Raw genomic sequence first — 24,835 nt, forward strand, 5'->3', positions numbered from 1 at the left:
CTCCGATCAAAATACTTTCAAGCGTTGTCCGTCGCCGCAGCGGCCGGCAAGGTGAAACCGGACACCGAACGCCGCAGCTGGCTGGCCATCTTCGCCAGATTGCCGATGCTTTCGGCGGTGGCGGTGGAACCCGACGAGGTCTGCGTGGTGATCTGCTGGATCACGTTCATGGTCAGGGAAATCTGTCCGGCGGACGACGTCTGTTGCTGCGCAGCGTTGGAAATGCTCTGGATCAGCGCTGCGAGCGTCTTCGAAACCCCTTCGATTTCTTCCAGGGCCACGCCTGCATCCTGCGCCAGTCGCGCACCCCGCACCACTTCGGTGGTGGTCTGCTCCATGGAAATCACCGCTTCGTTGGTGTCGGTCTGGATCGCCCGTACCAGCGTTTCGATTTGCCGGGTCGCGGCGGACGAGCGTTCGGCCAGACGCTGCACTTCGTCGGCCACCACGGCAAACCCGCGTCCGGCATCACCGGCCATGGACGCCTGGATCGCCGCATTGAGGGCGAGGATGTTGGTCTGGTCGGCGATGTCGTCGATCAGGCTGACAATGTCGCCGATTTCCTGAGACGACTCGCCCAGGCGCTTGATGCGCTTGGCCGTGTCCTGGATCTGCTCGCGGATGTTGTCCATGCCGTGGATGGTGTTGTGCACCACCTCGTTGCCCTTGTTGGCGATTTCCACCGAACGCTCGGCCACCGCCGAGGACTCGGCGGCGTTGGCGGACACTTGATCGATGGACTGGGCCATGTCATTGATCGCCGTGGACGCTTCGGAAATCTGCTGCGCCTGATGCTCCGAGGCCTGGGCCAGGTGCATGGCCGTGGCCTGGGTTTCCTGCACCGCGGCGGCCACCTGGCCGGCGGTGAGGTTGATGGTCGCCACCAGGTCGCGCAGTTGGTCCACAGAATAGTTGATCGAATCGGCGATGGTGCCGGTGAAGTCCTCGGTCACCGAGGCGGTTACGGTGAGGTCGCCGTCGGCCAGGTCTTCGATTTCATCCAGCAAGCGCATGATCGCATTCTGGTTGCGCTCGTTTTTCTCGGCGGTTTCCTGCAACTGCCGGTTGGTTTCACGCACCATCACCAGGCCGATGAGGATGATCGAGGCCAACGCCAGCAGACCCAGCACGTAGCCGCCGATGGTGTCGGTGGTACGCCCGCCAGCGAGGTTTTCAAAACCGCTGGCCAGGTGCGAAGCTTCGTCGAGCAAGGTTTGCGACAGGGTGAAAATATTGGTCGCCGATTCGCGGACCTTGAACAGTTCGGGGGACGTTTCGAGGATTTCGTCCACGGAGCCGGAAACGAATTCGAACAGTTCGGCAATTTCGGTCAAGCGGGCACGGGCGTCGTGGTCTTCGACCTGGCTGATCTTCAGCGCCGGATTGCCTTGCAGCATGCCGTTGAGCACCAGGCCGAAACTGGCCGCGTCCCGACCGAACGCATCGGCGGCCGTCTGTGAATTTTCATCGCCTGCGAGCACGGTGTTCACCGCGCCGAGGATGCGTTCAGCCAGCAACGATTGACGCTGGGCCATGACGATCTGCGCCGCCGGTGCACCGCGCTGCAGCAGGATTTCGACGACTTTCTCGTACTCGACCTGCAACTGCGGCACGGTTTCGGCCAGGGTCGCGGCGACCTGATGCAAGGACAGCACGGTCTGTTCGCTGGAGAGGATCGCGTCGGTGTTTTTAAGCAGGCGCTCCCAGTCCAGTTGCACCGCACGCATTTCCGGGCGGACGACGGACGGCGCGGGTGGCAGGCCGGTGGCCGGGTCGCCCTTTTTCAGGTAACCCCAGCGCAGGGCAAAATCGTTGCGCGCATCGCTCAGCAGCTTGAACGCGGCGGCTTTGCCGGCAGCAGCCTCCGTGGCGTTCTTGGCGATGCGCTGGGACAGGACGCGCAGTTCACCTGCGTGACCGATGTACTGTTTATCGTAGGTGGCCTGGGTGTTGAGGTAAGCGAAGTTGGCGAACAGCAGCATGATGAAGACGATCAGCGCGATGAACAGCACGATGATCTGCGAACGGCTGCGCGATCCTTCCACTGGCTTGCCTGTTTTTGCTTTTGTCATCGGTCCTCGCCTGTTAACCAACACCTTTGAATCTTGCCGAGATTCCCTGTGGGAACTGGCTTGCCTGCGATGACATCAACTCGGTTAGAAGCTGGACCGAGTCGCCTGCATCGCGGGCAAGCCCGGCTCCCACAGGATTCTGCGTTTACAGGGCAACATTCATGAAGCCCTGCGACTGCGCCAGCGCAAACGGGCTGAACACCTGCCAATCCTGATCCCGCCGGAAGCGGCCTTTGACGAAGGCGGCAATCGGCCCGCTCAGTTCGTTTGGCGGCACTGGCTCCAGGCTGTCCTGGGCGAAGTGCTGCAAGCCGAAGACTTCATCGACCATCAATCCGGCAAATACGTCTTTGTATTCCACCACCAGCACCCGCCGCTGCCTGCGCAGCGCCGACGGCTCATGACCAGGCTCGTCACCTGAAAGGAAGTCGCCCACATCCATGATCGGCAACAGGCGGCCGCGCAAGTTGGCCACGCCCTTGACCCACGGTTTTACCCCCGGCAGCTGGGTATAGCGCGGCTCGTGCAACACTTCACCCACTTCACCCATGGGCGCCACATACCAATGCGCGCCCAGGCGAAAACCGATGCCGCTCCAACTGTCCTGGCGGGTTGGCTGGGACGGCAGGTCCGCCGCCAGCAGGCGACAACGCTGGTCGATCTGCAACAGCAGTTCGAAAGCCGTCAGCGACTCGGTCATGGCTTGGTGGTCAAGCTCGCCAGCACGTTGTTCAGCGTCTTGATCAGTGTTTCTTCGTCGACCGGTTTGGTCAGGTAGTCCTTGGCGCCCTGGCGTGTACCCCAGACCTTGTCGGTTTCCTGATCCTTGGTGGTGATGATGATCACCGGGATGTGCCCGGTGTCCGGGTCTTTGGTCAGCTGACGGGTCGCCTGGAAACCATTGAGGCCGGGCATGACGATGTCCATCAGCACCGCATCGGGTTTTTCCTGACGGGCCAGGGCCACGCCGTCGGCGCCGTTTTCGGCTTTCAACACTTCGTGACCGTGCTTTTCCAGCATGCCGGTCAGTTTGTACATTTCAGTCGGCGAATCATCGACGATCAGAATACGTGCCATGGTCTTCCCCATTCTTGTCGACGCCGGCCACTTGGCCGAGCGTCACTGTGCGTGTCCTACTGCGGCAAAACGGCGGCGAAGCCCGGAACATGGGCCTGGATCGCGTTCAGCAGTTCTTCCTTGCTGAACGGTTTGGTCAGAAACTGATCAGAACCGACGATCCGTCCCTTGGCCTTGTCGAACAGCCCGTCCTTGGACGACAGCATGATCACTGGCGTCGCCTTGAACGCACTGTTGTTCTTGATTAAAGCGCAGGTCTGATAACCATCCAGGCGCGGCATCATGATATCGACGAAGATGATGCCGGGATGATTGTCGGCAATCTTGGCCAGCGCGTCGAAACCGTCGATGGCCGTGATCACCTCACAGCCCACGTTCTTCAATAGCGTTTCGGCGGTACGGCGAATCGTCTTCGAATCATCGATCACCATGACCTTCAAGGCGCTGGACTGCTGTTCCATAAGGGGCTCTACCGTCGCCTTTGCGAATCCATTTGTCCATTTGCCGGTTATCGGCGGCTGGAAACCCTTTATGCTCAAGGGCCAGCGCCTTTTTAGCACAGTCTCCAAATGCAATCTATCGGCCGGCCCGCGCGGTGGTTTTTCCTTGACCGGGAACACACTCGGCGCCACTCTGACGCCACTTTTTCACATCACATTCCAACCCAATTTCGAGGAAAAACCCATGAGCGTTCGTGTCGGGATTGTCATGGACCCCATCGCCGGCATTTCCTATAAAAAGGATAGCTCGCTGGCCATGCTGCTGGCTGCGCAGAAGCGCGGCTGGGAACTGTTCTATATGGAACAGCGCGATTTGTACCAGGCCGAAGGTCAGGCACGGGCGCGCATGCGACCGCTGCAAGTGTTCGCCAACCCGCAGAAATGGTTCGAACTGGGCGCCGAGAGCGACGCGCTGCTGAGCGACCTGGACGTGATCCTGATGCGCAAGGATCCGCCGTTCGACATGGAGTTCGTCTACTCCACCTACCTGCTGGAGCAGGCCGAGAACGCTGGTGTGCTGGTGGTCAACAAACCCCAGAGCCTGCGCGACTGCAACGAGAAGCTGTTTGCCACGCTGTTCCCGCAGTGCACGCCGCCGACCATCGTCAGCCGTCGCCCGGACGTCCTGCGTGAATTCGCCGACCACCATGGCGATGTGATCCTCAAGCCGCTGGATGGCATGGGCGGCTCTTCGATCTTCCGTCACACCGCTGGTCACCCCAACCTGTCAGTGATCCTCGAAACCCTGACCCTGCACGGCAAGCAGCAGATCATGATCCAGGGCTACCTGCCGGCCATCATCGATGGCGACAAGCGCATCCTGATGATCGACGGCGAGCCGGTGGATTACTGCCTGGCACGCATCCCCGCTGCCGGTGAAACCCGTGGCAACCTGGCCGCCGGTGGCCGTGGCGAAGCGCGTCCGCTGACCGACAAAGACCGCTGGATTGCCGCGCAAGTCGGCCCGACCCTGCGTGAAAAGGGCCTGCTGTTCGTTGGCCTGGACGTGATTGGCGAGCACCTGACCGAAATCAACGTCACCAGCCCGACCTGCATTCGCGAGATCGATAATGCGTTTGGCACCGACATCGGCGGCCTGTTGATGGACGCCATCGATCAGAAGCTCAAAGCGCGTTGATATAGAAGAGCCAAGTTGAAACCGACATTGCGTTATCATGCGCGGCCTGTGAAAAACGCGATGTTGGTTTTCTTGTCATGACACTTCCGTCCGATCTGCCCGCAGAACTCGCCCATCGTGGCGTGCGCCCGGCCGATCGCCTCGGATTTACCCTGTTTCTCGCGGCGTTGATTCACCTGGCCTTGCTGCTGGGCGTCGGCTTCACCATGGTCGAACCCAAGCAAATCAGCAAAACCCTGGAAATCACCCTCGCCACGTTCAAAAGCGACACCAAGCCCAAGAAGGCTGACTTCCTCGCTCAGGAAAACCAGCAAGGCAGCGGCACCCTGGACAAAAAGGCGATCCCCAAGACCACCGAGGTCGCGCCGTTCCAGGACAACAAGGTGCAGAAAGTCACCCCGCCACCCGCTGCCAAGCCTGAAGTGCAGGAAGCCGCGCCCAAGGCAGCGGTGACGACGATCGCGCCCAAGCCGAAAAAAGCCGCCGCCAAGCCCGAATCGCCGAAGGCCGAAACCAAGCCACAGGTCGCCGCGCCCACCTTCGACAGCTCACAGCTGTCCAGCGACATCGCCAGCCTTGAAGCCGAACTCGCCAACGAACAACAGCTGTACGCCAAGCGCCCGCGCATCCACCGTTTGAGCGCCGCCTCGACCATGCGCGACAAGGGCGCCTGGTACAAAGACGACTGGCGCAAGAAAGTCGAGCGCATCGGCAACCTGAACTACCCCGAAGAAGCCCGACGCAAGCAGATCTACGGCAACTTGCGGCTGATGGTCTCGATCAATCGCGATGGTTCGCTGTATGAAGTGCTGGTGCTGGAGTCATCCGGGCAACCGCTGCTGGATCAGGCGGCCCAGCGTATCGTCAGGCTGGCGGCGCCGTTTGCGCCGTTTACCGGGGATTTGTCGGACATTGACCGGCTGGAAATCATTCGCACCTGGAAGTTTGCGCGCGGGGATAAACTCTCCAGTAACTGACACCCATCCCTCGCGGGAGCGAACTTTTTTGGCGAGGAGGCTTTTGTGGCGAGGGGGCTTGCCCCCGTTGGGTCGCGAAGCGGCCCCAAAACCTACAATCGCGGTGTGCCTGACTAACCCCGAATCAAAGGATTGGCGACTGCTTCGCAGCCGAACGGGGGCAAGCCCCCTCGCCACAGGGGCCCGCGGCCAAATTTGATCAATGCTGGCTGGCAAATTGCGCCATTCCATCCCTCGCGGGAGCGAACTTTCTTGGCGGGGGGGCTTTTGTGGCGAGGGGGCTTGCCCCCGTTGGGTCGCGAAGCGGCCCCAAAACCTACAATCGCGGTGTGCCTGACTAACCCGTAATCAAAGGATTGGCGACTGCTTCGCAGCCGAACGGGGGCAAGCCCCCTCGCCACAGGGGCCCGCGGCCAAATTTGATCAATGCTGGCTGGCAAATTGCGCCATTCCATCCCTCGCGGGAGCGAACTTTCTTGGCGAGGAAGCTTTTGTGGCGAGGGGGCTTGCCCCCGTTGGGTCGCGAAGCGGCCCCAAAACCTACAATCGCGGTGTGCCTGACTAACCCGTAATCAAAGGATTGACGACTGCTTCGCAGCCGAACGGGGGCAAGCCCCCCCGCCACAGGGGCCCGCGGCCAAATTTGATCAATGCTGGCTGGCAAATTTCGCCATTCCATCCCTCGCGGGAGCGAACTTTTGTGGCGAGGAAGCTTTTGTGGCGAGGGGGCTTGCCCCCGTTGGGTCGCGAAGCGGCCCCAAAACCTACAATCGCGGTGTGCCTGACTAACCCGTAATCAAAGGATTGGCGACTGCTTCGCGGCCGAACGGGGGCAAGCCCCCTCGCACAGGGGCCCGCGGCCAAATTTGATCAATGCTGGCTGGCAAATTGCGCCATTCCATCCCTCGCGGGAGCGAACTTTTGTGGCGAGGAAGCTTTTGTGGCGAGGGGGCTTGCCCCCGTTGGGTCGCGAAGCGGCCCCAAAACCTACAATCGCGGTGTGCCTGACTAACCCGTAATCAAAGGATTGGCGACTGCTTCGCAGCCGAACGGGGGCAAGCCCCCTCGCCACAGGGGCCCGCGGCCAAATTTGATCAATGCTGGCTGGCAAATTGCGGTATCCCCAGCTTGTCAGTTCGCCCCTCCAACGCCACACTAGCGCTCATGAAAAACGTCAGCCCCAGTTACCTCAAGCATCACTTCCTGATCGCCATGCCTCACATGGCCGACCCGAACTTTGCGCACACCTTGACCTACATCGTCGAGCACACGGCCAATGGTGCCATGGGGCTGGTGGTCAACCGCCCGCAAGAGCTGAATCTGGCCGACATCCTTGAGCAACTGCGCCCCGATATCGAACCGCCAGTACTCTGCCAGCACGTACCGATCTTCACTGGCGGCCCGGTACAGACTGATCGCGGCTTCGTCCTGCACCCGTCCGGCAAGCACTTTCAGGCGACCGTTGATCTGGAAGGCGAGTTGTCCCTGTCGACGTCCCAGGACGTGCTGTTTGCCATCGCTGATGGCGTCGGCCCGGCGAAAAGTCTGATCACCCTCGGCTACGCCGGCTGGGAAGCCGGGCAACTGGAGGCCGAACTGGCCGACAACGCCTGGCTGACCTGCCCGTTCAACGCCGACATCCTGTTCAACACCAGCAGCGAGTTGCGCCTGGAAGCGGCAGCCCGGCACCTGGGCGTCAACCTCAGCCTGCTCACCAGCCAGGCAGGACACGCCTGATGGCCTTGCGTTTGATTCTGGGCTTTGATTACGGCACCAAACAGATCGGCGTCGCGGTCGGCCAGGTGATTACCGGCCAGGCCCGCGAGCTGTGCACCTTGAAGGCGCAAAACGGCATTCCCGACTGGAATCAGGTCGAAGCTCTGATCAAGGAGTGGAAACCCGACGCCGTGGTGGTCGGTCTGCCGCTGAACATGGATGGCACGCCGAGTGACATGTGCCTGCGCGCCGAGAAATTCGGCCGCCGCCTCAATGGCCGTTACAACCTGCCCTTCTATACCCACGACGAGCGCCTGACCACCTTTGAAGCCAAGGGCGAGCGGCGTGATCGGGGCGGACAAAAAGGCAGTTACCGCGACAACCCGGTGGACGCCATCGCCGCCGCTCTGCTGCTGCAAGGCTGGCTCGACGAAAACACCGCACTGTTCGAATCCTGAAGAGCCGCCAAGGCGTCTCTCTTAGCTACAACCCGAGCCAAACCCCACGCCTGACTCAAAGGCCGGGCTCGGGCCCAAGAAGGAGCAACCATGAGCCTGCCCAATCCCGCCGACCTGATCAGCCAGATGGCGATCCGTCTCAAGGCACACCTGGAACACCGTGGCATCAGCGAACCGCGTTACATCGGCATTCGTACCGGTGGCATCTGGGTCGCTCAGGCCTTGCTCGATGAACTGGGCAGCGATTCGCCGCTCGGCACCCTCGATGTGTCCTTCTACCGCGACGACTTCAGCCAGAACGGCCTGCACCCGCAAGTGCGCCCTTCGGCACTGCCGTTCGAGATCGAAGGCCAACACCTGGTGCTGATCGACGACGTACTGATGAGCGGCCGCACGATTCGCGCCGCGATGAACGAACTGTTCGACTACGGCCGCCCGGCCAGCGTGACGCTGGTCTGCCTGCTGGACCTGGACGCCGGCGAGCTGCCGATCCGCCCGAACGTGGTCGGCGCCACCCTGACACTGGCGGCCCACGAACGGGTCAAACTGTCCGGCCCCTCGCCGCTCACGCTTGGACTGCAAGACCTTGCCCTTTAATCCGCCCTATTGAGAGTCCCCTTCGCGATGACGCCTCTAGATACCAAGCGCCCGCTGCAGCTCAATGATCAGGGCCAGCTGCGCCACTTCCTCTCACTCGACGGCCTGCGCCGCGAGCTGCTGACGGAAATCCTCGACACCGCCGACTCGTTCCTCGAAGTCGGTGCCCGGGCGGTGAAGAAAGTCCCGTTGCTGCGCGGCAAGACTGTGTGCAACGTGTTCTTCGAGAACTCCACCCGCACCCGCACCACTTTCGAACTGGCAGCCCAGCGGTTGTCGGCGGACGTGATTACCCTGAACGTGTCGACATCGTCGGCGAGCAAGGGTGAAACGCTGCTCGACACCCTGCGCAACCTGGAAGCCATGGCCGCCGACATGTTTGTCGTGCGTCACGGCGACTCCGGTGCCGCGCACTTCATCGCCGAGCATGTCTGCCCGCAAGTGGCGATCATCAACGGTGGCGATGGCCGTCACGCGCACCCGACCCAGGGCATGCTCGACATGCTCACCATTCGGCGGCACAAGGGCGGTTTCGAAAACCTCTCGGTGGCCATCGTCGGCGACATCCTGCACTCGCGGGTTGCGCGTTCGAACATGCTGGCCCTGAAGACCCTCGGTTGCCCGGACATCCGCGTGATCGCGCCGAAAACCCTGCTGCCGATCGGCATCGAGCAATATGGCGTGAAGGTCTACACCGACATGACCGAAGGCCTGAAAGATGTCGACGTGGTGATCATGCTGCGTCTGCAACGCGAGCGCATGACCGGCGGCCTGCTGCCGAGCGAAGGCGAGTTCTACCGCCTGTTCGGCCTGACCACTGCGCGCCTGGCCGGGGCCAAACCGGACTGCATCGTCATGCACCCGGGGCCGATCAACCGTGGGGTGGAGATTGAGTCGGCGGTGGCCGACGGTCCGCATTCGGTGATCCTCAACCAGGTCACCTACGGTATTGCGATTCGTATGGCCGTGCTGTCCATGGCCATGAGCGGGCAGACTGCCCAGCGCCAATTCGAGCAGGAGAACGCCCAGTGAAGCTCAGCATTCTCGGCGCACGCGTCATCGACCCAGCCACGGGGCTGGATCAAGTTACCGACATTCATATTGAAGCCTGCAAGATCGTCGCGATTGGCGCAGCACCCGGCGGCTTCACGGCCGTCCAAACCATCGAGGCCAACGGCCTGGTGGCCGCTCCCGGCCTGGTCGACCTGAACGTCGCCCTGCGCGAACCGGGTTACAGCCGCAAAGGCTCGATTGCCAGCGAAACCCGCGCCGCCGCCGCCGGCGGCGTGACCAGCCTGTGCTGCCCGCCCAAGACCAAACCGGTACTGGACACCTCGGCCGTGGCCGAACTGATTCTCGACCGCGCCCGTGAGGCCGGCAACACCAAAGTGTTCCCGATTGGCGCCCTGAGCAAAGGCCTGGACGGCGAACAGCTGGCCGAGCTGGTCGCGCTGCACGATGCTGGCTGCGTCGCCTTCGGCAACGGCCTGGAGAGCTTCCGCAATACCCGCACGCTATGCCGGGCGCTGGAATACGCGGCGACGTTCGACCTGACGGTGATTTTCAACTCGCAAGACCATGATCTGGCCGAAGGTGGCCTGGCCCACGAAGGCCCGACTGCCAGCTTCCTCGGCTTGCCGGGCATTCCGGAAACCGCCGAAACCGTGGCCCTGGCCCGGGACCTGCTGCTGGTCGAGCAAAGCGGCGTGCGCGCGCACTTCAGCCAGTTGACCAGCGCTCGCGGCGTGGCCCTGATCGCTCAGGCCCAGGCACGCGGGCTGCCGGTGACCGCCGATGTGGCGCTGTATCAGCTGATCCTGACTGACGAAGCGCTGATCGATTTCAGCAGCCTGTACCATGTCCAGCCGCCGCTGCGCACTCGCGCCGACCGCGACGGCCTGCGTGCTGCGGTGAAATCCGGCGTGGTTTCGGCCATTTCCAGCCATCACCAGCCACACGAACGGGACGCCAAGTTGGCGCCGTTCGGCGCGACCGAGCCCGGCATCAGCAGTGTCGAGCTGTTGCTGCCGCTGGCGATGACGTTGGTGGAAGACGGTTTGCTGGACTTGCCGACTCTTCTGGCGCGCTTGAGCGCTGGACCTGCCGAGGCATTGCGCCTGCCGGCGGGCAAACTGGCGGTGGGGGGGGCGGCGGATATCGTGCTGTTCGACCCGACGGCCTCGACCGTAGCCGGGGAAACCTGGTTGTCGAAGGGTGAGAACTGCCCGTTTATTGGCCACAGCTTGCCGGGGGTGGTGCGGTATACGTTGGTGGATGGGCGGATTAGCCACCAGGTTTAAGACCGCGTCGCCTGCATTCGCGAGCAGGCTCGCTCCCACATGGGAATGCGTTCCCCTGTGGAAGCGAGCTTGCTCGCGATGAATTACTGGAAAGCGCCGCGATTCTGCGCGTTACGCACCGACACCTGATCATTCAGCGTCCAGAAGTCATACAGCACTCCCACAAAGAACAACCCGCCCGTCACCAGGTACAGCAAGCCGCTGATCCACTTCCCCTGGTACATCCGGTGCACGCCGAATACCCCCAGAAACGTCAGCAGGATCCACGCCACGCTGTATTCGATCGGTCCGGCGGTAAAACGCAGGTCAGCCTCACGGTCCATGGCCGGGATCAGGAACAGGTCGATCAGCCAGCCAATCCCCAGCAATCCGAACGTGAAAAACCAGATCGTCCCGGTCACCGGCTTGCCGTAATAGAACCGATGAGCACCGGTAAAACCGAAAATCCAGAGCAGGTAACCGATCACCTTGCTGTGGGTGTCTTGCTGTCCAGCGGTGGGTTGATAGGTGTTCATTGAGGACCTCGATTCACACGATAGATAAATATTCTTGAATTCTTTGTGACTTTTTTACGGGCGTCCGACGTATGGCAAATGCTACCTTCGCACCTGTCAAAGCCTTGTAACACCTGACGTCTGTCCGACAATTGCTTCAAACTGCCGCTTCTTTGGCGCAGTTGACCGCCAGGTTGAATCGACCAACGGCCTCGGAAGAGACAAAAAAGCTGTTATAAAGTTGCGCGCTAACCTATATGAGCCTTGCCTAATGCGTCCATTTTTCAAGACATGGCTAACCATTTGCCTATTGATGCCACTGGCTGCCCACGCCACCAATCGTGAGCAACGTCTTCCCAACGTTAACGGTTTCACCCCTAAATCTCATGTTTCTGCTCCTACCAGCAAAAACAAGCACACCCCGAAACACAGCACCACCCTGGCCAAGGCCAACACCCACAGCAAGCTGGTTCCGCCCATGGCGAACAAGCAGAGCAGCAACGTGTTGAGCCGCGCCGTAAACGTTCTTGGTACGCCTTATCGTTGGGGCGGCAGCAGCCCAAGTAAAGGGTTCGATTGCAGCGGCCTGGTGAAATACGCGTTTAACGACGCCACGTTCGACCTGCCGCGCACCTCGAACGCCATGGCCAGCGGTCACGGGCAGAAAGTCGAACGCGCGGATCTGAAACCTGGCGACCTGATTTTCTTCAACATCAAGAGCCGTCGGGTCAATCACGTTGCCATCTACCTGGGCAACGACCGCTTTATCCACGCACCGCGTCGTGGCAAGTCGGTGACCATTGACACGCTGAAGAAGCCGTACTGGGAAAGCCACTATGTGGTGGCCAAGCGGGTTCTGCCGAAAGAACCGCATCAGATGCGCGTCGTACAGCGCTGAGAGACGCGCACTTGTGGCAAGGGGCTTGTCGGATCGCCGCACCGCCCCGTTGGGCTGCGCAGCGGCCCTAACCCCTGACACCCTGGCGCCTCAGATACATCGCACCAGCAGATTTTGCGACTGTTTTGCAGCCTGACGGGGCGGTGCAGCGTTCCGACAAGGCCCCTCGCCACAAAGGCAATCCTCCCCGCGTCAGCATTCCACGCCTCAGAAGTTATCCGGCGTTCGCGCCTTCTCCCGCGCATGCTCGCGGCTGATCAAGCCCTTGGCCACCAACTCCTTCAAACACATATCCAGCGTCTGCATCCCCAGATTCCCGCCGGTCTGAATCGACGAGTACATCTGCGCCACCTTGTCTTCACGGATCAGGTTACGGATCGCCGAGGTGCCGAGCATGATCTCGTGCGCCGCGATGCGGCCGCCGCCGATCTTCTTGACCAGGGTCTGGGACACCACCGCCAGCAGCGACTCTGAAAGCATCGAACGCACCATCGACTTCTCATCCCCCGGAAACACGTCCACCACCCGGTCGATGGTTTTCGCCGCCGAGGTAGTGTGCAGCGTGCCAAACACCAGGTGTCCGGTTTCGGCGGCAGTCAGGGCCAGGCGAATGGTTTCCAGGTCACGCATCTCCCCCACCAGAATCACGTCCGGGTCCTCGCGCAACGCCGAACGCAGAGCGGTGGCGAAGCTGCGGGTATCGCGATGGACTTCGCGCTGGTTGATCAGGCATTTGCGCGATTCGTGAACGAATTCGATTGGGTCTTCGATGGTGAGAATATGGTGATGGCGGTTGTTGTTCAGATAATCGATCATCGCCGCCAGGGTCGTGGACTTGCCGGACCCGGTCGGCCCCGTCACCAGTACCAGGCCGCGTGGCGCCTCGGTTATCTTGCGAAACACATCGCCCATGCCCAAGTCGTCCATGCTCAGGACTTTCGAGGGAATGGTGCGGAACACCGCGCCAGCACCGCGATTCTGGTTGAAGGCGTTAACCCGAAAGCGCGCCACGCCAGGCACTTCAAAGGAAAAGTCGGTTTCCAGATGCTTCTCGAAATCCACCCGCTGGGTGTCGTTCATGATGTCGTAGATCAGCTCGTGCACCTGTTTGTGATCCAGGGCCGGCAGGTTGATGCGTCGCACATCGCCATCGACGCGGATCATCGGTGGCAGGCCGGCAGACAGGTGCAGGTCGGACGCCCCCTGTTTGGCGCTGAATGCCAACAGTTCAGTGATATCCATAGCGCTCCTCAATTCCAGTAGAATGCCGCGAACCTTCAGACCGCTGGCGCCTCTTGATGTCCACGATAGCAGACAACATCGCACGGGTTAGTTCGCGCATACACAGCGCAACACTCGCCGCCCAACGTGACGAGCACAGCGTTCAATTGCTGGCCGTGAGCAAGACCAAGCCCGCCGAGGCTGTGCGCGAAGCGTATGCCGCCGGGCTGCGCGATTTCGGCGAGAACTACCTGCAGGAAGCACTGGGCAAACAACTCGAATTGACCGACCTGCCCTTGATCTGGCACTTCATCGGCCCCATTCAATCGAACAAGACTCGCGCTATCGCCGAGCACTTCGACTGGGTGCACTCCGTGGACCGTTTGAAAATCGCACAACGTCTGTCCGAACAACGTCCCGCCGATTTGCCCCCGCTGAACATCTGCATTCAGGTCAACGTCAGCGGTGAGGCCAGCAAATCCGGCTGCACTGCGGCCGATCTGCCGGCCCTGGCCAGTGCCATCAGTGCTTTGCCGCACATTAAATTGCGAGGCCTGATGGCGATCCCTGAGCCGACTGAAGATCGCGCTGCCCAGGATGCCGCTTTCGCTGCCGTTCAAAGCCTGCAAGCCAGTCTCAATCTGCCGCTCGACACACTGTCCATGGGCATGAGCCACGACCTTGAGTCGGCCATCGCTCAAGGCGCCACCTGGGTCCGTATCGGTACGGCCCTGTTTGGCACTCGCGGCTCTCATTAAATGCATAGCCAGCCATGACTGACACACTTCTGAACAAGGACCTGACATGAGCAAGACTCGTATCGCCTTTATCGGTGCCGGCAACATGGCCGCGAGCCTGATCGGCGGCCTGCGCGCCAAAGGCCTGGACGCGGCCCACATCCGCGCCAGCGCCCCAGGCGCAGAGACCCGCGCTCGCGTAAGCGCTGAGCACGGCATCGAAGTGTTCGCCGACAACGCCCAAGCCATTGAAGGCGCGGACGTCGTCGTACTGGCGGTCAAACCCCAGATGATGAAAGCCGTGTGCGAAACCATTCGTCCAAGCCTCAAGCCTCATCAGTTGGTGGTTTCGATTGCGGCAGGCATCACCTGCGCCAGCATGAACAACTGGCTGGGCGAGCAACCGATTGTGCGCTGCATGCCCAACACCCCGGCGCTGCTGCGTCAGGGCGTAAGCGGTCTGTATGCCACCGCCGACGTGACCGCCGAGCAACGCCAGCAGGCCGAAGAGCTGCTGTCCGCCGTCGGCATCGCCTTGTGGCTGAACGAAGAGCAGCAACTGGACGCGGTCACCGCCGTGTCCGGCAGCGGCCCGGCGTACTTCTTCCTGCTGATCGAAGCCATGACTGCCGCTGGCGTCAAACTGGGCCTGCCAGCCGACATCGCCGCCCAGCTGACCGTGCAAACCGCACTGGGCGCCGCGCATATGGCGGTCGCCAGTGACGTCGATGCCGCCGAACTGCGTCGCCGCGTCACCTCGCCTGCAGGCACCACGGAAGCAGCGATCAAATCGTTCCAGGCTGGCGGCTTCGAAGCGCTGGTCGAAAAAGCACTCGGTGCCGCCGCACATCGCTCGGCCGAAATGGCCGAACAACTTGGCCGCTAATCAGTTCTTACAAAGGAATCAATGATGCTTGGACTCAATGACGCTGCCGTTTTCGTAATTAAAACCCTGGGTAGCCTGTACCTGCTGATCGTACTGATGCGCTTCATCCTGCAATTGGTTCGGGCGAACTTTTACAACCCGCTGTGCCAGTTCGTCGTGAAAGCCACTCAACCGCTGCTCAAGCCACTGCGCCGCATCATCCCGAGCATGTTCGGGCTGGATATGTCGTCATTGGTATTGGCGCTGATCGTGCAGATGCTGCTGATAGCGGTGATCCTGTTTCTCAAAGGCTTCATGGTCGACTGGCTGTTCCTGGTGCCTTGGTCGCTGATCGCCATTTTCTCGCTGTTTTTGAACATTCTGTTCTACGCGATGATCATCAGTGTGATTCTGTCCTGGGTCGCCCCGGGGAGCCACAATCCGGGCGCAGAGCTGGTTGCCCAGATTACTGAACCGGTACTCGCGCCGTTCCGCCGGATCATCCCGAACCTGGGCGGCCTCGACATCTCGCCGATCTTCGCGTTTATCGTGATCCAGTTGCTGCAAAGCTGGCTGATCCCGCGCCTTGCGTACTACGCAATGATGCCAAACGGGTTGCTCGGCCTGATCTGATGAGCTACTTCCGCTGGGACGGTGACGATCTGATTCTGGAATGTCACCTGCAACCGGCAGCCCGCAGCGATGATTTCTGCGGGCTGCACGGCGATCGACTGAAAATCCGCCTGACCGCGCCGCCTGTTGAAGGCAAGGCCAATGCGTATCTGATGGCGTTTCTGGCCAAGGCATTTGGGGTTTCCAAAAGCCAGGTGAACCTGATCAGCGGCGAGTTGAACCGGCAAAAGCGCGTGCGGATCCGTTCGCCGAAACAGTTGCCGGAATTGCCTGATTTAATGCGCCCGGCAGGCTGACCGCGTCATCGTTCATTCGCGGGCAAGCCACGCTCCCACATTGGAATGAGTTCTGTGTGGGAGCGTGGCTTGCCCGCGATGGCATCGCCTCGGTCCGATTGAGAAAAATCGGCTCAGGCCTTTGCTTGCCGCTAGCCACAGCGGTCTTTAGACTTACGCCTCATTTCAACGAGAGCAGGGTCGATGCCAACTGCCTTCCCCCCCGATTCTGTTGGTCTGGTGACGCCGCAAGTGGCGCACTTCAGCGAACCCCTGGCCCTGGCCTGCGGTCGCTCGCTCCCGGCCTATGACCTGATCTACGAAACCTATGGCACGCTGAACGCCACGGCGAGCAACGCCGTGCTGATCTGCCACGCCCTGTCCGGCCATCACCACGCAGCTGGTTTCCACAGCCCCGACGACCGAAAACCCGGTTGGTGGGACAGTTGCATCGGCCCCGGCAAGCCCATCGACACCTCGCGGTTCTTCGTGGTCAGCCTGAACAACCTCGGCGGCTGCAATGGCTCCACCGGCCCGAGCAGCATCAACCCCGAGACCGGCAAGCCATTCGGCGCCGATTTCCCGGTGCTGACCGTGGAAGACTGGGTGCACAGTCAGGCCCGTCTGGCCGACTTGATCGGCATTCGCCAGTGGGCAGCCGTGATCGGCGGCAGCCTCGGCGGCATGCAAGCCATGCAATGGAGCATCAGCTACCCGGATCGCATCCGGCACTGCCTGGCCATCGCCTCGGCACCGAAGCTGTCGGCGCAGAACATCGCTTTCAACGAAGTGGCACGCCAGGCGATCCTCACCGACCCCGAATTCCACGGCGGTTCGTTCCAGGAAGCGGGCGTGATTCCCAAGCGCGGCTTGATGCTGGCGCGGATGGTCGGGCATATCACTTATCTGTCCGACGACTCGATGGGCGAGAAATTCGGCCGGGGCCTCAAGAGCGAGAAGCTCAACTACGACTTCCACAGCGTCGAGTTCCAGGTCGAAAGCTACCTGCGTTATCAAGGTGAAGAGTTCTCCGGGCGTTTTGACGCCAACACTTACCTGCTGATGACCAAGGCCTTGGACTACTTCGACCCGGCGGCGAACTTCAACGATGACCTGGCGAAGACCTTCGCCGGTGCCACCGCCAAGTTCTGCGTGATGTCCTTCACCACCGACTGGCGCTTCTCCCCTGCCCGCTCGCGGGAACTGGTGGATGCCCTGATGGCGGCGCGCAAAGACGTCTGCTACCTGGAAATCGACGCACCGCAAGGCCACGACGCCTTTCTGATTCCGATCCCGCGCTATTTGCAGGCGTTCGGCAATTACATGAACCGAATTACGGTGTGAACAAGCCATGAGAGCTGATCTGGAAATCATCCAGGAATGGATCCCCGCCGGCAGCCGCGTGCTCGACCTCGGGTGCGGTGATGGCGAGTTGCTGACCTGGCTGCGCGATAACAAGCAAGTCACCGGCTATGGCCTGGAAAACGACCCGGACAACATCGCCGAGTGCGTGGCCAAGGGCATCAACGTCATCGAACAGGACCTGGACAAAGGCCTGGGCAACTTTGCCAGCAACAGCTTCGACATCGTGGTCATGACCCAGGCACTGCAAGCGGTGCATTACCCGGACAAGATTCTCGACGAAATGCTGCGGGTCGGCCGCCAGTGCATCATCACCTTCCCCAACTTCGGTCACTGGCGCTGCCGCTGGTACCTGGCGAGCAAGGGGCGGATGCCGGTTTCCGAGTTTCTGCCGTACACCTGGTACAACACACCGAACATCCACTTCTGTACTTTCGGCGACTTTGAAGAACTGTGCCGTGAACGTGAAGCCAAGGTCATTGATCGGCTTGCCGTGGATCAACAGCACCGACACGGGTGGGCCAGTAAGCTATGGCCTAATCTATTAGGTGAGATTGGTATCTACCGCGTCAGCAGCCCCGGGCTTGCGGACCACAAGATCGCGGTCTGAACCACGATATTTCAAGGAGAACGATCATGGGTCGTCTAGCGCTATTTGTACTTACTGCCTGCCTGAGCGTCACCGCCATGGCCGCTGATGTGATCAAGGGCGAACGTCAGGAAACCTTTGGTGATGTGACGGTGCATTACAACACTTTCAACTCCACCTATTTGCAGCCGGATATTGCCAAGGCCGCCGAACTGATCCGCAGCAAGAACCAGGGCGTGATCAACGTCTCGGTGATCAAGGACGGCAAGCCGCTGGTCGCCAATGTCACAGGCGAAGTCAAAGACCTGACCAGCCAAAGCGTGACGCTGAAGTTCAAACAGGTCACTGAACAAGGCGCGGTCTACTACATCGCGCAATACCCGGTCGATCAGCAGGAAGTCCGTACTTTCGAGATCAAGGTGCAGACCGGTGACAAAATCAACACCATCAATTTCAACCAAGAGCTTTTCCCCGGCGAATGATGAACTTCACGCAACTCGTACTGGCCAGCCATAACGCCGGCAAACTCAAGGAACTCCAGGCCATGCTCGGCGAATCGGTGCAACTGCGCTCGATCGGCGAGTTCAGCAGTGTCGAGCCCGAAGAAACCGGCCTGTCGTTCGTCGAGAACGCCATTCTCAAGGCGCGTAATGCCGCGCGCATCTCCGGCTTGCCAGCGCTGGCCGATGATTCGGGGCTGGCGGTGGATTTCCTGGGCGGCGCGCCTGGCATCTATTCGGCCCGTTATGCCGACGGCAAGGGCGATGCGGCGAACAACGCCAAATTGCTCGATGCGTTGAAAGACGTGCCTGAAGCCGAGCGCGGCGCGCAGTTCGTCTGCGTCCTGGCGCTGGTGCGTCACGCCGACGATCCGTTGCCGATCCTCTGCGAAGGCCTGTGGCACGGGCGCATCCTGACACAGGCCAGCGGCGAACACGGTTTTGGTTACGATCCGCTGTTCTGGGTGCCGGAGCGTGATTGCTCCAGCGCCGAGCTGAGCCCAGGCGACAAGAACCAGATCAGCCACCGCGCCCGTGCAATGGATCTGCTGCGCCAGCGTCTGGGACTGAAATGACCCATGACTCGTCCGCGTCGCCGCTGATCTTCGGCGGCGGCGCACAATCGCCACGGGGCGCGCTCCCAGTGCTGCCGCCCTTGGCGCTGTACATCCATATCCCGTGGTGCGTGCGTAAATGCCCTTATTGCGACTTCAACTCCCACACCGCCAGCCCCGTGCTGCCGGAAGAAGAGTATGTCGATGCATTGCTGGCCGACCTTGATCAGGACCTGCACGCGGTTTACGGCCGCGAGCTGAGTTCGATCTTCTTCGGCGGCGGCACGCCGAGCCTGTTCAGCGCGCCAGCACTGGGCCGGCTGCTCAAAGGCGTCGAGCAACGCATTGCGTTTGCCAACGACATCGAAATCACTCTGGAAGCCAACCCCGGCACCTTCGAGCAGGAGAAGTTCGTCGCCTACCGGGCGCTGGGCATCAATCGCCTGTCGATTGGTATCCAGAGCTTTCAGGAGGCGAAACTCAAGGCACTGGGGCGGATTCACAACGGTGACGAAGCGGTGCGTGCCGCCGGCATGGCCCGTCAGGCCGGGTTCGACAACTTCAACCTGGACCTGATGCACGGCTTGCCCGATCAGTCCCTGGACGATGCCCTGAGCGACCTGCGCCAGGCCATCGCACTGAAGCCGACCCACTTGTCCTGGTATCAGCTGACGCTGGAGCCGAACACCGTGTTCTGGAACCAGCCACCGACACTGCCGGAAGACGACACGCTGTGGGACATTCAGGAAGCCGGTCAGGCACTGCTCGCCGAACACGGTTACGCGCAATACGAAGTGTCGGCCTATGCCCAGCCCGGTCGTCCGGCGCGGCATAACCTCAATTACTGGAGCTTCGGCGACTTCATTGGCATCGGTGCTGGCGCCCACGGCAAGCTCAGTCATCCGGACGGGCGCATCGTGCGCACCTGGAAGACCCGCCTGCCCAAGGACTATCTCAACCCGGCGAAGAATTTCCAGGCCGGTGAGAAAGCCCTGACCAATGACGAACTGCCGTTCGAGTTCCTGATGAACGCTCTGCGCCTGACAGACGGTGTGGAATCGCGGCTGTACCCGGAACGAACCGGGCTGAGCCTGGAAAGCCTCGCAGAAGGCCGTCTCGATGCAGAACAAAGTGGCCTGTTGCAGGTCGAACCGTCACGTCTGGCGGCCACGGACCGCGGACAACTGTTTCTCAACGACTTGCTGCAAAAATTTCTGAGCTGATTTCAGCCTTAAGGGAAAACCAATGGATTTGATACTCGACCTGCTCGCCACCGTGTCCCGTTGGAGCCGCAGCAACCTGTCGGAAATCTCCCTGGCGCTGGTCGGTTGCCTGCTGGTGCTGTTCGGTGCGGACTTCAAAGGCTGGGTCGAGCAACGCCTGGGCAGCATCGCCGGCGCCTTGCGCGTCCCGCTGATGGCCCTGCTGTGCGTGATCGGCAGCGGCGCGGCGCTGATCTATGCCACGCCGTGGATCATTCGCGGCTTGAGCCAGTTCAACAACTACAGCCTGGCGCCAGTGTTGTTGGTGGTGCTGGTGCTCATTGGCGTCGTGGCAGATCGCCGCTGATTCGAAACAGTACACAAAGCAAATGTGGGAGCGGGCTTGCTCGCGATGAGGCCATAACATTCAACATCTGTGTTGACTGTTATACCGCTATCGCGAGCAAGCTCGCTCCCACATTGTTATGCGTTATGGCTTAGGACTGTTTTTCGAACTTCAGATCCCACACGCCATGCCCAAGCCGTTCGCCGCGGCGTTCGAACTTGGTGATCGGGCGTTCGGTCGGGCGCGGGACGCATTTGCCGTCTTCGGCCAGGTTGCGGTAACCCGGTGCGACGTTCATCACTTCCAACATGTACTCGGCATACGGTTCCCAGTCGGTGGCCATGTGCAGCACACCGCCGACCTTCAACTTGCTGCGCACCAGCTCAGCAAACGACGCCTGAACAATGCGGCGCTTGTGGTGGCGACTCTTGTGCCATGGATCCGGGAAAAACAGCATCAGGCGATCAAGGCTGTTGTCGGCCACGCAGCGATTGAGCACTTCGATCGCGTCGCAATCGTAGACCCGCAGGTTGGTCAGGCCCTGAGTCAGCACGCCATTGAGCAGCGCGCCGACACCCGGACGGTGAACCTCGACGCCAATGAAATCCTGCTCAGGCGAAGCCGCAGCCATTTCCAGCAGCGAATGGCCCATGCCAAAGCCGATTTCCAGGGAGCGCGGCGCCGAACGGCCGAACACCTGGTCGAAATCCACCGGTGCATCCGCCAATGGCAGCACGAACAGTGGCGTGCCTTGCTCCAGGCCTTTTTGCTGGCCTTCGGTCATGCGACCGGCGCGCATCACAAAACTCTTGATGCGGCGGTGTTGGCGCTCGTCGCCTTCTTCCGTCTGGATTGGCGTGTCGTTTGATTCAGTCATCAATGGCTCTTACTTGATCAGACCATCCAGCGGCGAGGAGGCGCTGGCATAGAGTTTTTTCGGCATGCGACCGGCGAGGTAGGCCAGGCGACCTGCGACGATGGCGTGTTTCATGGCTTCAGCCATCATGACCGGCTGCTGGGCGTGAGCGATGGCCGAGTTCATCAGCACCGCTTCGCAGCCCAGTTCCATGGCGATGGTGGCGTCGGAGGCAGTACCAACACCGGCATCCACCAGCACCGGAATTTTCGCTTCTTCGAGGATGATCCGCAGGTTGTACGGATTGCAGATCCCCAGGCCCGTGCCGATCAGACCGGCGAGCGGCATCACCGCGATGCAGCCGATTTCCGCCAGTTGACGGGCGATGATCGGGTCGTCGCTGGTGTACACCATCACGTCGAAGCCTTCCTTGACCAGCACTTCGGCGGCCTTGAGGGTTTCGATCACGTTGGGAAACAGGGTTTTCTGGTCCGCCAGCACTTCCAGCTTCACCAGGTTATGGCCGCCGAGCAGCTCACGGGCCAGGCGGCAGGTGCGCACGGCCTCGATGGCATCGAAGCAACCCGCGGTATTAGGCAGGAAGGTGTAGCGATCCGGCGACAGGACATCCAGCAGGTTCGGCTCGCCCGGATTCTGGCCGAGGTTGGTGCGGCGTACGGCGAAGGTGACAATCTCGGCACCCGAGGCTTCGATGGCCAGGCGGGTTTCTTCCATGTCACGGTACTTGCCGGTGCCTACCAGCAGACGCGACTGGTAAGTACGACCGGCCAGAACGAAGGGCTTGTCGCTACGAACGATGCTCATGGGAAATCCTCTGTTGGGGTGAGGTTCTTGCAGAATTCTGTGCCCTTGCGGGCCGGGCGACTAGCCGCCGCCGATGGCGTGCACGACTTCGACGCTGTCACCGTCGTTCAGCGTGGTGTCGGCATGTTGGCTGCGCGGGACGATATCCAGATTGAGCTCGACCGCCACCCGGCGTCCGGTCAGTTCCAGACGGGTCAGCAGGGCCGCAACGGTTTCACCGTCGGGCAGTTCAAGGGATTCGCCGTTCAACTGAATGCGCATGCCGGATGCCGCCATCATTTTTAGGGGCAGGCATTCTAGCCCGATCAGTCTTGGCGACCCAAGCCATTCGTCATGAAATGGACCATGCGGTCAGCTCAACCGCCAGGCGGCGAGTCCCAGGCAGAACCAGCCCACCAGAAACGCCAGCCCGCCGAATGGCGTGATGATGCCGAGCTTGCTGATGCCCGTGGCTGTCAGCAGGTAAAGACTGCCGGAGAACAGCACGATGCCGATCGCAAACGAGGCGCCTGCCCAAGTGATCAACTTGCCGGGAATCTGCGTGGCCAGTAGCGCCACACCCAGCAGCGCCAGGGTGTGCACCAACTGGTAGGTGACGCCGGTGTGGAATATCGCCAGGTACTCGGGCGTCAGGCGGTTTTTCAGGCCGTGGGCGGCAAATGCACCCAGGGCAACACCGGTGAAGCCGAAAAAGGCAGCCAGCATCAGGAAGCCACGCAGCATGAAAAACTCCAGTCAGACTCGATCAACAGGGTCTGTATAATGGCCCGCTCAACGGGTTCGGCCAAGCCATCTCTATGCTGCGTTTAATTTTTCGTCGTTTCACAAAAGCCCTGCTCTGGTTTGTGGCTGGCAGTGTATTGCTGGTGTTGATCTTTCGCGTGGTGCCGCCACCGGGCACGGCGTTGATGGTCGAGCGCAAGATTGAATCGTGGGTCGACGGCGAACCCATCGATCTGCAACGGACCTGGAAACCATGGGATGAGATTTCCGACGACCTGAAAGTCGCGGTGATGGCCGGGGAAGATCAGAAATTCCCGGAGCATTGGGGTTTTGACTTCGGTGCAATCCAGGCCGCGCTGACCCACAACGAGCTTGGCGGGTCGATTCGTGGGGCGAGCACCCTGAGTCAGCAGGTCTCGAAAAACCTGTTTTTGTGGTCCGGCCGCAGCTGGCTGCGCAAAGGGCTGGAAGCCTGGTTTACCGGATTGATCGAAGTGTTCTGGCCCAAGCAGCGGATTCTTGAGGTGTATTTGAACAGCGTCGAGTGGGATGACGGGGTCTTTGGCGCCGAAGCGGCGGCCCGGCATCACTTTGGTGTGAGTGCCAGGTCGCTGTCTCGGCAGCAGGCCAGTTATCTGGCGGCGGTGCTGCCAAATCCACGGGTGTGGAGCGCCAGTCATCCGACCAGCTACGTGTCGCGTCGGGCCGGGTGGATTCGGCAGCAGATGAGTCAGTTGGGTGGGGATAGCTATCTGTTGGGGCTCAATGATTCGCGTCGGGCGCCTTGGGCTCAATAACTGCTCACTATCTCCCAAACACCAAAAATCCCCTGCTCGCGAATACGGTGCCCCATTCAACATTGATGTTGACTGATCTTCCGCATTCGCGAGCAGGCTCGCTCCCACAAGGGTTTGGTGTTGAGCTTATAAACAAAAACGCCCCGATCAATGATCGGGGCGTTTTTTATTGCCGGTTGCGCGGGTTAAGCGGCAATCGACAACTTGAGCTTGTTCATCGCGCTCTTCTCAAGCTGACGAATACGCTCGGCCGACACGTTGTACTTCTGCGCCAGGTCATGCAGCGTGGCCTTTTCTTCTGCCAGCCAGCGCTGGTAGAGGATGTCACGGCTGCGGTCGTCCAGCACTTCCAGCGCTTCGTGCAGGTTGTGATTGGAGTTGTCGCTCCAGTCGGCATCTTCCAGTTGACGCGCCGGGTCGTACCGGTGGTCTTCCAGGTAGTTGGCCGGCGACTGGAAGGCACTGTCGTCGTCTGCTTCGGCAGCCGGGTCGAAGGCCATGTCATGGCCGGTCAGGCGACTTTCCATCTCGCGTACTTCACGCGGCTCTACGCCGAGGCTTTCCGCCACACGGTGGACTTCCTCGTTGTTCAGCCAGGCCAGACGCTTCTTCTGGCTGCGCAGGTTGAAGAACAGCTTGCGCTGGGCCTTGGTGGTCGCGACTTTCACGATGCGCCAGTTGCGCAGGATGAACTCGTGAATTTCCGCCTTGATCCAGTGCACCGCAAAAGACACCAGGCGCACGCCCATTTCCGGGTTGAAGCGCTTCACGGCTTTCATCAGACCGACGTTGCCTTCCTGGATCAGGTCAGCCTGGGCCAGACCGTAGCCGGAATAGCTACGGGCAATGTGTACGACAAAACGCAGGTGGGCGAGCACCATCTGCCGAGCCGCCCCCAAATCCTGCTCATAATAGAGACTCTCGGCCAGTTCACGCTCCTGCTCGGGAGTCAGCAATGGAATGCTGTTCACCGTGTGCACATAGGCTTCCAGGTTCGCGCCCGGGACCAGAGCATAAGCAGGTTGCAAAGAAGTGGTCATACGAAAAAACCTCCGACTTACATAACTCGTGCAGTTCAGCACTGCGAAAATTGACCGGAAACCGTTGAACAAGTTCCCATAAA

General features: G+C 60.7%; 30 protein-coding genes. 19 read left to right on the forward strand and 11 right to left on the reverse strand.

All coding sequences use genetic code 11. From position 1 onward, the window contains the following. Positions 1-17: 17 nt before the first annotated feature. The 4 genes from POF45_RS13890 to pilG form a co-directional block, all read right to left on the reverse strand. Positions 18-2,072: a methyl-accepting chemotaxis protein gene (locus POF45_RS13890; RefSeq protein WP_259497261.1), complete on the reverse strand. Its 2,055-nt coding sequence runs from the start codon at positions 2,070-2,072 to the stop codon at positions 18-20. A 145-nt stretch (positions 2,073-2,217) separates the two neighbouring features. Next, positions 2,218-2,772 carry a chemotaxis protein CheW gene (locus POF45_RS13895; RefSeq protein WP_259497262.1) on the reverse strand — a complete coding sequence of 185 codons (555 nt, stop codon included), beginning with the start codon at positions 2,770-2,772 and terminating at the stop codon, positions 2,218-2,220. Further along, on the reverse strand, positions 2,769-3,149 hold the full coding sequence (pilH, locus tag POF45_RS13900) for a twitching motility response regulator PilH (protein ID WP_259497263.1): 381 nt from the start codon (positions 3,147-3,149) through the stop codon (positions 2,769-2,771). The genes POF45_RS13895 and pilH overlap by 4 nt, the downstream gene beginning before the upstream one ends. Before the next feature lie 56 nt (positions 3,150-3,205). Beyond that, positions 3,206-3,610, reverse strand: a complete 405-nt coding sequence (pilG, locus tag POF45_RS13905) for a twitching motility response regulator PilG (RefSeq protein ID WP_259497264.1) — start codon at positions 3,608-3,610, stop codon at positions 3,206-3,208. Positions 3,611-3,833: 223 nt separating this feature from the next. Between pilG and gshB the strand changes: the two genes are divergently transcribed. The 7 genes from gshB (at position 3,834) to POF45_RS13940 (ending at position 10,835) form a co-directional block, all read left to right on the forward strand. Beyond that, positions 3,834-4,787 (forward strand): glutathione synthase, encoded by a 954-nt coding sequence (gshB, locus tag POF45_RS13910; RefSeq protein ID WP_259497265.1) that lies wholly within the window; start codon positions 3,834-3,836, stop codon positions 4,785-4,787. A gap of 77 nt (positions 4,788-4,864) precedes the next feature. Further along, positions 4,865-5,764, forward strand: coding sequence for an energy transducer TonB (locus tag POF45_RS13915; protein ID WP_259497266.1), 900 nt, complete (start codon positions 4,865-4,867; stop codon positions 5,762-5,764). A 1,164-nt stretch (positions 5,765-6,928) separates the two neighbouring features. Further along, entirely contained in the window at positions 6,929-7,501 is a 573-nt protein-coding gene (locus POF45_RS13920) for a YqgE/AlgH family protein (RefSeq protein ID WP_259497267.1), read from the forward strand. Continuing rightward, positions 7,501-7,938 carry a Holliday junction resolvase RuvX gene (gene ruvX, locus POF45_RS13925; protein WP_282315883.1) on the forward strand — a complete coding sequence of 146 codons (438 nt, stop codon included), beginning with the start codon at positions 7,501-7,503 and terminating at the stop codon, positions 7,936-7,938. Before POF45_RS13920 ends, ruvX begins: the two co-directional genes overlap by 1 nt. 90 nt (positions 7,939-8,028) lie before the next feature. Then, positions 8,029-8,535, forward strand: coding sequence for a bifunctional pyr operon transcriptional regulator/uracil phosphoribosyltransferase PyrR (gene pyrR / locus POF45_RS13930; protein WP_282315884.1), 507 nt, complete (start codon positions 8,029-8,031; stop codon positions 8,533-8,535). 27 nt (positions 8,536-8,562) lie between these two features. Further along, positions 8,563-9,567, forward strand: coding sequence for an aspartate carbamoyltransferase catalytic subunit (locus POF45_RS13935; RefSeq protein WP_007913665.1), 1,005 nt, complete (start codon positions 8,563-8,565; stop codon positions 9,565-9,567). Beyond that, the gene (locus POF45_RS13940; RefSeq protein WP_282315885.1) at positions 9,564-10,835 is read left to right on the forward strand and encodes a dihydroorotase; all 1,272 of its coding nucleotides are present in this window, start codon (positions 9,564-9,566) and stop codon (positions 10,833-10,835) included. The genes POF45_RS13935 and POF45_RS13940 overlap by 4 nt, the downstream gene beginning before the upstream one ends. A gap of 83 nt (positions 10,836-10,918) precedes the next feature. Here the strand turns inward: POF45_RS13940 and POF45_RS13945 are convergent, their stop codons facing one another. Then, positions 10,919-11,350 carry a TM2 domain-containing protein gene (locus POF45_RS13945; RefSeq protein ID WP_259497270.1) on the reverse strand — a complete coding sequence of 144 codons (432 nt, stop codon included), beginning with the start codon at positions 11,348-11,350 and terminating at the stop codon, positions 10,919-10,921. A gap of 250 nt (positions 11,351-11,600) precedes the next feature. Here POF45_RS13945 and POF45_RS13950 point away from each other — a divergent pair, with 250 nt between their 5' ends. Beyond that, the gene (locus POF45_RS13950) at positions 11,601-12,227 is read left to right on the forward strand and encodes a C40 family peptidase (protein ID WP_259497271.1); all 627 of its coding nucleotides are present in this window, start codon (positions 11,601-11,603) and stop codon (positions 12,225-12,227) included. Between the two features lie 207 nt (positions 12,228-12,434). Here the strand turns inward: POF45_RS13950 and POF45_RS13955 are convergent, their stop codons facing one another. Further along, positions 12,435-13,469 carry a type IV pilus twitching motility protein PilT gene (locus POF45_RS13955; RefSeq protein WP_259497272.1) on the reverse strand — a complete coding sequence of 345 codons (1,035 nt, stop codon included), beginning with the start codon at positions 13,467-13,469 and terminating at the stop codon, positions 12,435-12,437. 56 nt (positions 13,470-13,525) lie between these two features. Between POF45_RS13955 and POF45_RS13960 the strand changes: the two genes are divergently transcribed. The 10 genes from POF45_RS13960 (at position 13,526) to POF45_RS14005 (ending at position 20,532) form a co-directional block, all read left to right on the forward strand. Continuing rightward, positions 13,526-14,206, forward strand: coding sequence for a YggS family pyridoxal phosphate-dependent enzyme (locus POF45_RS13960; protein ID WP_259497273.1), 681 nt, complete (start codon positions 13,526-13,528; stop codon positions 14,204-14,206). A gap of 46 nt (positions 14,207-14,252) precedes the next feature. Continuing rightward, positions 14,253-15,071: a pyrroline-5-carboxylate reductase gene (proC, locus tag POF45_RS13965; RefSeq protein ID WP_259497274.1), complete on the forward strand. Its 819-nt coding sequence runs from the start codon at positions 14,253-14,255 to the stop codon at positions 15,069-15,071. A gap of 24 nt (positions 15,072-15,095) precedes the next feature. Continuing rightward, positions 15,096-15,683 carry a YggT family protein gene (locus POF45_RS13970; RefSeq protein ID WP_259497275.1) on the forward strand — a complete coding sequence of 196 codons (588 nt, stop codon included), beginning with the start codon at positions 15,096-15,098 and terminating at the stop codon, positions 15,681-15,683. Beyond that, entirely contained in the window at positions 15,683-15,979 is a 297-nt protein-coding gene (locus POF45_RS13975) for a DUF167 domain-containing protein (RefSeq protein ID WP_282315887.1), read from the forward strand. The genes POF45_RS13970 and POF45_RS13975 overlap by 1 nt, the downstream gene beginning before the upstream one ends. Positions 15,980-16,162: 183 nt before the next feature. Beyond that, entirely contained in the window at positions 16,163-17,302 is a 1,140-nt protein-coding gene (metX, locus tag POF45_RS13980) for a homoserine O-succinyltransferase MetX (RefSeq protein ID WP_259497277.1), read from the forward strand. Positions 17,303-17,309: 7 nt separating this feature from the next. Beyond that, the gene (gene metW / locus POF45_RS13985) at positions 17,310-17,930 is read left to right on the forward strand and encodes a methionine biosynthesis protein MetW (protein ID WP_259497278.1); all 621 of its coding nucleotides are present in this window, start codon (positions 17,310-17,312) and stop codon (positions 17,928-17,930) included. A 26-nt stretch (positions 17,931-17,956) separates the two neighbouring features. Next, positions 17,957-18,391, forward strand: a complete 435-nt coding sequence (locus POF45_RS13990; RefSeq protein WP_259497279.1) for a DUF4426 domain-containing protein — start codon at positions 17,957-17,959, stop codon at positions 18,389-18,391. Then, the gene (gene rdgB, locus POF45_RS13995; RefSeq protein ID WP_282315888.1) at positions 18,388-18,984 is read left to right on the forward strand and encodes an RdgB/HAM1 family non-canonical purine NTP pyrophosphatase; all 597 of its coding nucleotides are present in this window, start codon (positions 18,388-18,390) and stop codon (positions 18,982-18,984) included. The genes POF45_RS13990 and rdgB overlap by 4 nt, the downstream gene beginning before the upstream one ends. Next, on the forward strand, positions 18,981-20,186 hold the full coding sequence (gene hemW / locus POF45_RS14000) for a radical SAM family heme chaperone HemW (protein ID WP_282315889.1): 1,206 nt from the start codon (positions 18,981-18,983) through the stop codon (positions 20,184-20,186). Before rdgB ends, hemW begins: the two co-directional genes overlap by 4 nt. A 22-nt stretch (positions 20,187-20,208) precedes the next feature. Next, positions 20,209-20,532: a DUF3392 domain-containing protein gene (locus POF45_RS14005; protein ID WP_259497282.1), complete on the forward strand. Its 324-nt coding sequence runs from the start codon at positions 20,209-20,211 to the stop codon at positions 20,530-20,532. A gap of 130 nt (positions 20,533-20,662) precedes the next feature. Here POF45_RS14005 and trmB read toward each other — a convergent pair whose 3' ends face one another. The 4 genes from trmB to POF45_RS14025 form a co-directional block, all read right to left on the reverse strand. After that, on the reverse strand, positions 20,663-21,388 hold the full coding sequence (trmB, locus tag POF45_RS14010; protein ID WP_259497284.1) for a tRNA (guanosine(46)-N7)-methyltransferase TrmB: 726 nt from the start codon (positions 21,386-21,388) through the stop codon (positions 20,663-20,665). A gap of 9 nt (positions 21,389-21,397) precedes the next feature. Beyond that, entirely contained in the window at positions 21,398-22,192 is a 795-nt protein-coding gene (locus POF45_RS14015) for a thiazole synthase (RefSeq protein ID WP_282315890.1), read from the reverse strand. Positions 22,193-22,252: 60 nt separating this feature from the next. Further along, on the reverse strand, positions 22,253-22,453 hold the full coding sequence (gene thiS / locus POF45_RS14020; RefSeq protein WP_008026157.1) for a sulfur carrier protein ThiS: 201 nt from the start codon (positions 22,451-22,453) through the stop codon (positions 22,253-22,255). Positions 22,454-22,543: 90 nt separating this feature from the next. Next, complete coding sequence (locus POF45_RS14025) at positions 22,544-22,915, reverse strand: DUF423 domain-containing protein (protein WP_282315891.1); 372 nt, start codon at positions 22,913-22,915, stop codon at positions 22,544-22,546. Between the two features lie 74 nt (positions 22,916-22,989). Between POF45_RS14025 and mtgA the strand changes: the two genes are divergently transcribed. After that, entirely contained in the window at positions 22,990-23,712 is a 723-nt protein-coding gene (mtgA, locus tag POF45_RS14030) for a monofunctional biosynthetic peptidoglycan transglycosylase (RefSeq protein ID WP_259497287.1), read from the forward strand. Between the two features lie 185 nt (positions 23,713-23,897). Here mtgA and rpoH read toward each other — a convergent pair whose 3' ends face one another. Continuing rightward, entirely contained in the window at positions 23,898-24,752 is an 855-nt protein-coding gene (gene rpoH, locus POF45_RS14035; protein WP_003176698.1) for an RNA polymerase sigma factor RpoH, read from the reverse strand. Positions 24,753-24,835 lie beyond the last annotated feature (83 nt).

It is taken from the genome of Pseudomonas fungipugnans (assembly GCF_029955235.1).
Classification (GTDB): domain Bacteria; phylum Pseudomonadota; class Gammaproteobacteria; order Pseudomonadales; family Pseudomonadaceae; genus Aquipseudomonas; species Aquipseudomonas fungipugnans.